The 6,513-nt window shown below is 58.6% G+C and carries 8 protein-coding genes; 5 read left to right on the plus strand and 3 right to left on the minus strand.

The window, feature by feature from the left end:
- Positions 1 to 6: 6 nt before the first annotated feature.
- Both Q9R34_RS15965 and Q9R34_RS15970 read left to right on the plus strand, forming a co-directional pair.
- Positions 7 to 810 carry a hypothetical protein gene (locus Q9R34_RS15965; RefSeq protein ID WP_485894935.1) on the plus strand — a complete coding sequence of 268 codons (804 nt, stop codon included), beginning with the start codon at positions 7 to 9 and terminating at the stop codon, positions 808 to 810.
- Positions 811 to 1,067: 257 nt separating this feature from the next.
- Positions 1,068 to 1,349 (plus strand): hypothetical protein, encoded by a 282-nt coding sequence (locus Q9R34_RS15970; RefSeq protein WP_434126940.1) that lies wholly within the window; start codon positions 1,068 to 1,070, stop codon positions 1,347 to 1,349.
- Between the two features lie 73 nt (positions 1,350 to 1,422).
- On the opposite strand, the gene Q9R34_RS15975 is transcribed toward Q9R34_RS15970, so the two are convergent.
- Entirely contained in the window at positions 1,423 to 1,551 is a 129-nt protein-coding gene (locus tag Q9R34_RS15975) for a hypothetical protein (protein WP_255351578.1), read from the minus strand.
- Positions 1,552 to 1,814: 263 nt separating this feature from the next.
- On the opposite strand from Q9R34_RS15975, the gene Q9R34_RS15980 reads away from it, so the two are divergent.
- On the plus strand, positions 1,815 to 2,690 hold the full coding sequence (locus tag Q9R34_RS15980) for an SMP-30/gluconolactonase/LRE family protein (protein ID WP_485894937.1): 876 nt from the start codon (positions 1,815 to 1,817) through the stop codon (positions 2,688 to 2,690).
- An 81-nt stretch (positions 2,691 to 2,771) separates the two neighbouring features.
- On the opposite strand, the gene Q9R34_RS15985 is transcribed toward Q9R34_RS15980, so the two are convergent.
- Complete coding sequence (locus tag Q9R34_RS15985) at positions 2,772 to 3,986, minus strand: L-lactate MFS transporter (RefSeq protein ID WP_485894939.1); 1,215 nt, start codon at positions 3,984 to 3,986, stop codon at positions 2,772 to 2,774.
- Between the two features lie 276 nt (positions 3,987 to 4,262).
- Between Q9R34_RS15985 and Q9R34_RS15990 the strand changes: the two genes are divergently transcribed.
- Positions 4,263 to 4,499 carry a hypothetical protein gene (locus tag Q9R34_RS15990; protein ID WP_434126943.1) on the plus strand — a complete coding sequence of 79 codons (237 nt, stop codon included), beginning with the start codon at positions 4,263 to 4,265 and terminating at the stop codon, positions 4,497 to 4,499.
- Between the two features lie 36 nt (positions 4,500 to 4,535).
- Here Q9R34_RS15990 and Q9R34_RS15995 read toward each other — a convergent pair whose 3' ends face one another.
- Positions 4,536 to 5,435, minus strand: a complete 900-nt coding sequence (locus tag Q9R34_RS15995) for a DMT family transporter (protein ID WP_485894941.1) — start codon at positions 5,433 to 5,435, stop codon at positions 4,536 to 4,538.
- 202 nt (positions 5,436 to 5,637) lie between these two features.
- Between Q9R34_RS15995 and Q9R34_RS16000 the strand changes: the two genes are divergently transcribed.
- Entirely contained in the window at positions 5,638 to 6,489 is an 852-nt protein-coding gene (locus Q9R34_RS16000) for a helix-turn-helix domain-containing protein (protein WP_485894947.1), read from the plus strand.
- Positions 6,490 to 6,513 lie beyond the last annotated feature (24 nt).

Here is a 6,513-nt window from a genome sequence, read left to right on the forward strand (position 1 = left end):
CCTCGCATGACCTCGCTGTGGATCGTCACGCTGGCCGCCTTCGCGCTGCTGGCGCTAATCATTGTCGTTCTGATCAAAACCACCCGGCTGCGCGCCTGGCAGGGCGTTGTGCTTTTCCTGCTGCCGCTGCTGCTGGCGAATCTGCTCTGGTTCAGCTGGCTAAAGCCGCAGCAGCAGTACGCTGCCCAGCGTCAGGCGGCGGTGGATTATCTGGCGCAAACGCCGGGCTACCGCGTACTGCAAACGCAGGAGCCAGCACTGTGGCAGCTGCTGGTGCAGGAGCTACAGCTCAAGCTGCGTTCAGGCGAACCGCCTCAGCAGGCGACGGGCGAGCTGCGCGGCTGGCTGGCCGACCTGATTAATCAGCGGCTGATGCGTGCGCCGGATGCGGCGGTGGTTAACTATATCCGCGCGTCGCTTAAGGCAATGCAGGCGCTGGGCCAGCGCGATCCACAGCTCTGTTTTCGCTTTCTTTATCCGCAGGTGAGCGGCGGGGTCAATCTGGCGAAAACGCTGTCGCCGGCGCTTAACGCGCAGGACGCGGCGGCAATGGAGCAGCTCCTGCTGTCGAGTCGCGGCGCCGATTTGCCGGTGGATCAGCCTCAGGCGCAGCAGGATTTGCAGCGCATCGTGGCGGCGCTCTATAAGAAGTGGGGCGACAAGCTGCAGCAGCTCAATATGCCCGCCGATACCGCGGTCGATCGCTCCTCTATGTGCGCGATGTCCATTGATCTCTACAGCGCCATCCTCGCATTGCCGGACAAACAGGCCGCGAATCTGTTGCGTAGAATGGTGGCTCTCACTGGCTGACGGGCGAAAAAAAGCCCGCTTAGCACGGGCTTAATAAAATCAAACTGCCTGTTTTCCTGGGAATGACCTGGTGTGGTGCAGACGCTGTTTTGTCTGAAAGCATCATCTCACCCTTCTGTTGATTGGCATAGCCGTTTGGTTGTATCAAAACAATCGGCAAAACCTTGTTTTTGTAGCTTCAGGTTAAGCAGTTTTCCGATAGCTGGCGTCAGCGCGGCAACGTAAACTGCAGCAGTAATGAAAGGAAGAATGAAAAAATGAAATCCATTATCGTTGGCGCAGCCGCGCTATTATTGCTGACCGCCTGTAGCGTCAGCAAACCCGGGGGCTTTGAACGCATAGATGAAGATCCCAGCGCAAATACCGTACAGTATCGTTACGATCCGCAAAAATTGAACAGAGATGCGATGGAGCTGGATCTGGCGAATTATTGCAGCAAGAAAGGATTTGATAAAGTAGAAGCGCTAACGCCGAAGGAGAGTCATATTCCAGGACTGAAAACCAGCTGGTTCCAGTGTAACTACGCGCTGAAAAGCTAAAATTTATTAATCGTAAACTGGGCGGGTAATATCCCGCCCTTTTTTTATTTTATGCTGTGTGAAATCTTTGCCCTTAGCGGTGATGATGCCAGCCATGCCCGCCGCCGTGATGCCAGCCGCCGCCATGACCTCTGTCGATAATGCACCCGCTTAGCATAGAGATAACGGCAAAAACGGTGGCAACTTTAACGATTTTTTTCACAAACAAGTTCTCCTCTTTTCCAACAGGTACGACATTACGCCGGAATAGTGGAGTGATGATGCAGTGAATGTAGAGTTATTTAGAGAGATATTACGGAATATTTCAGCGCCGCGGCTCACCAGAGAAGCATTAAATAAGCCCATCAGAACAGGCTGAATAAAAACGATTATCGGCAAGATAATTCCGAAAATCAAGTGCGCGTTTTTACGCGCTGGCGCCAATTCAGGCTAAAGTATGCTGATGCAAAATAAAAAGGAGCGATGATGAAGCCTGAAGTAAAAAATGTTCTGGCGTTGCAGGCTGAGCTGGCCGAATGCCCTACCTGGTCAGCGCGTGAGCAGATACTGTGGTGCGTGGATATCCTGGCACCCGCCATTCACCGCTTCGATCCGCGCAGTGGCGCGCTGGAGAGCTTTCCGCAGCAGGAAGAGGTCGGCTGTATCGGCCTGCGCGAGCAGGGCGGGCTGATTGCGGCGCTGCGCAGCGGTGTCTGGCTGCTGGATGAGCAGGGCAGACCGCAGCGTAAAATTGCCGATAACCCGGGCGAGGCGGCGAAAAGCCGCTTTAACGACGGGCGCGTCGATCCCTGGGGTAATTTCTGGTGCGGCAGCCTGTGGGAGCCGCAGGATAAGAACGGCGCGCTGCTGTGCCGCGTCACCCCCTCGCTGGAGCTGGAGGTGAAAGCGCGCGATATCAGGATCTCCAACGGCGTTGCCTTTTCGCCCGACCGCCGCTGGATGTACCACAGCGATACGCCGAATGAGGTGCTCTATCGCTATCCGCTCGATGCAAACGGCGAGCCGGGCGCGCGGGAAATTTTCCGCCAGTTCGACGCCGCAGGCGGTTTGCCAGACGGCGCGGCGGTCGACAGCGAAGGTTTTTACTGGTCAGCGCAGTTCGACGGCGGGCGCATCGTGCGTATCGACCCCTTCAGCGCGCAAATCGTCGATGAGATTGCGCTGCCGGTGCGCTGGCCGACCATGGTTGCCTTTGGTGGTCCTGACCTGAAAACGCTCTATATCACCAGCTCGCGCGAGGACCGCACCGCAGAGGAGCTGACGCGCTATCCGCAGTCAGGGGATATTCTGGCGGTAGAGGTGGAGGTGGCGGGCATTGCGGAGCCGCTGTTTCCGGGATAACGCGCAGGTCATCACTTAACGCGTTAAGGCGCGGGCGCCATAACGGCGGTTTTCGCCGCGCCATGACGCCCGCACTGCTGCTCAACTCCGCTGCAGCACCTGGTCTGCCAGCGGCTCGCGCTGAGGCAGGCGGATCGTCAGCGACAGCAGCAGCGACATCACCAGCAGCGTCATAATCAGGCTAAAGGTAACGGTAAAGCCGCCAAACAGGGAGGCGATCAGCGAGCCGAGCACGCTGCCGATGCCGAAGCCCAGATAAAGCAGCCCGTAGTTTTTTGTCAGGTTATTGAGGCCGAAGAAATCGCTGACCAGCGACGGGAAGACGGTAATGGTGCCGCCGAAGCTGAAGGCGACGCAGGCGAGCGAAATAAAAAAGGTGGTCTCATTCATGCGGGTAAACAGCAGAATAGCCATGCCCGCCAGCGAAACCATCTGCGCCAGTGAGATGACCCGGATACGCGCCATCTTGTCGGAGAGCACGCCGAGCACCAGACGGCCGCTCAGGTTGGCGATGGCGATGACCGTCACCGCGCTGGCTGCGGTTTGTGCGCTGAGATGCACCAGCCCTTCGCCGATATCTTTCGCTACGCCGATTACATAGAGACCGCTCATGCAGGCGGTCAAAAACATCAGCGCCAGCATCCAGTACTGTGGCAGACGCACCGCCTGCGCCAGCGTATAGTCGCGCGCCTGCTGCGCGGTTTGCCCTGCCGCGCGCTGCACCGGCGCGTCACGCATCAGCAGCGCGCCGAGAATAATCATGCCCATTGCCGCCAGCCCCCAGATAATGAAGGTCTGTTCCAGACCAACAGCACCCAGTAGCGCGCCGCAGATAAATTTGAAGCCCAGGCTGCCCAGACCATACGCGCCGATGGCGCAGGCGGAGATCACGCCTTTGCGCTCGGGGAACCACTTCACGCAGTTCGACAGGGTCATCAGATAGCCCGCGCCGTCCGCCAGCCCGACCATCACGCCAGCGCTGAGGTACAGCATCATCAGATTGTCGGCATGGGCTGTCAGCCAGAAGCCGGCCGCCATCAGCAGGCCCGCGCCGATAGCGACGCGCCGCACGCCGAATCGCTCCTGCAGCTTGCCCGCCAGCGACGAAGCGACCGCCAGGCCAAGGCTCAGCAGCCCGAATGAGAAGGCGACCTGACTGACCGTCGCGTCGAGTTTTGATGCCAGCTGCCCGTTGAACAGGCTCCAGGTATAGACCGAACCCAGCGCGAACTGGGTGATTACCGTGCCGACCAGGGTAAGCCAGCGGGTGCGTTGGTAGGATGATGTCTGATTCATGATTTTTCTCTCCCGTCCGGGGTTCTGGACACTAGCGCCAGATTAGAACGGGGCTACGCGCGCGTGACGAGAAAAGGCATGAACGGGAGGAAACGCGTCATGAAATGCCGCTCTGAGGGTATGAACGGCAGCGAATCCGCTTCGCTAACCTGTGTGCAATTCAGCAACTGAATAATAATGAGTTACTCGGCGTAACCAAATGTGTCTATGCGCGGCTTTTGCAAGCAAAGCGGCAGAATATTTGCCAGGCTTAAAGCTCACTTTACAGGAGGAAATATGAAAGACCGAGCATATGAATCCCTTAGTTGCGAGGACGAAGTCCGCTGCATCATCGGTCAGGCAGTGATTGAACTCAGCGATGAGCAGCAGCCTGTGACCAAATCGACACTGGCGTTAAAACTGCTCTCCATGGCCGACCGGGACAGTGACGATGAGCGCGTGCTTCTCTACTGGATAGCGCGCAAAGCGATCAATCGCCCTCATCAGCTTACCCCTGTGCAGCGCCGGGCATGACGCTCAGCAAAGCGGGCACGATGCCCGCTCTTTGCTTTAGCCCGGAACGCGCCTGCGCCAGGCAGGCAGGCGCACAAACATCACCAGATTGCCCGCCAGAATCATGATTATTCCCATCAGGCCTTCCGCATGCCACTGATAACCCTCATACAACGTTGACAGCCCCAGCGCCACCAGCGGAAACAGCAGCGTGCTATAGGCGGCCTGACTGGCACCGATGCGGCCAACCAGGGTGAAGTAGGCGCCGAAGCCGATTACCGATCCGAACATCGCCAGATATGCCACCGCGCCCAGCCATTGCCCGCTCCAGACGGGCCGCAGCGATTCGCCCTGCAGCAGCGTAAGCAGCGCCATTGCCAGCGCGCCGTAGAGCATCGCATAGCTGTTGGTCGTTAATACATCGCGCTGTAAACCCTGGTGGCGCAGGCTGATCATATTGCCCAGCGAAAACCCCAGCGTGCCCAGCGCGCTCAGCCCAATACCCCATAACAGCTGGACAGACGCTTCGCTGCCGTGCAGATCGCGCCAGAAAAGGGCCACCATTCCGCCAGCGCCAAGCACGGCGGCCGGCAGCAGCCGCAGGGAAGGGCGCTGCCGAAAGAAAAGCCAGCCGTTAAGCGCGTTATAGAGCACCGCCATCGAAAAGATTACCGACTCCAGCCCGCTGTTGATCCAGGCAGCCGCGTGATAAAAACAGAGAAAATTAAAGCCGAATACGCAGCAGCCCTGCAGCAGGCAAAAGAGATGATCGCGCGCCGTCAGCGCTCGCAAACGCCTCATCGCCTTAAGCGCGACCAGCATCACCAGCGATGCCATAATAAAACGCCAGAACACCGCCGCGCCAATGCTGCTGCCGCTCGCCGCCTGCTGGGCGTAAATGGCGATCCAGGTGGTGCCCCAGATCAGCACCACGGAAAGGTATAAAGCGAGATTCATTGCGCGCCTCCTTGAGTTCAGGCCGCAGTATTACCGGAAAAGCGGCAGGCGGCTTGCAACTGCTTGCGGCGCACTTGCAAATTCTTGCGCTTTTTTATCCGTCACGATGGATAAGGCTGTTCTCTTCAGCCCACTCTTCATACACTGGAGGCCTGTTAGCAGGAGAACGCCCGTGAACGCCCCGACTTACCAGACTTTCGAAATGCTGCAACGCCATAAAGCCCAGCTGCGTCACCACGCCCGGCTCAGCGACGGCACGCAGCTGGCGCACTGGTTTAACAGCGGCGATCGGGTAACCAATCTCAGCAACCATCACACCCTTAGCCTCTATATCGCCGACGGCTACGATACCTGGCATAAAACCCCCTATGGCTGGCGTAACGGCGGCGGCCCGGATCGCTTCTGCCTGATGCCTGCTGGCGTCGAGTCCACCTGGGATCTGCGTTCCGATCTCTCATTCGTCCATCTCTACTGCTCCGAAGCACATCTGCGCCAGCTGGCGGAAGAGACGTGGGATCGCAGCCCGGCGCACCTTCAGCTGCACGAAAAAGTCTTCGCCAGCGACGATCGTATTACTCAGCTCTATCGCCATTTTCTGCTCAGCTGCGACTGGCAGCAGCCCGCTAATCAGCTGATGCTGAGCAGCGCCTCAACCCTGCTGCTGACCCATCTGCTGCAGCGCTACAGCGACGTGGGCTGGCGCGCGCCTCAGGCGCGGGGCGGACTGGCGCCTGCGGTGCTGCGCCGCCTGCTGGCCTTTATCGACGCGCATCTCGATCGGCCGCTGACGCTGGCGCAGCTGAGCGATGAAGCGTCGCTTAGCGAGTTTCACTTCGCGCGCATGTTTCGCCATTCGACGGGCGAAGCGCCGCACCAGTATGTGATGCGGCGTCGCATGCAGCGCGCGCAGCAGATGCTGGCGGATGCCTCGCTTTCACTGACCACTATCGCTTTTAGCTGCGGGTTTCATTCGCCCAGTCATTTCAGCAACCGCTTCAGGCAGATCCATGGCGTTTCACCTTCGGCTTACCGCAACGGCCGGCGAGGCGCATAAGACCGTGCGCTCATTAACATGCTT

The sequence above is a fragment of the Enterobacter sp. BRE11 genome (genome assembly GCF_031844285.1).
Taxonomy (GTDB): Bacteria; Pseudomonadota; Gammaproteobacteria; order Enterobacterales; family Enterobacteriaceae; genus Pantoea.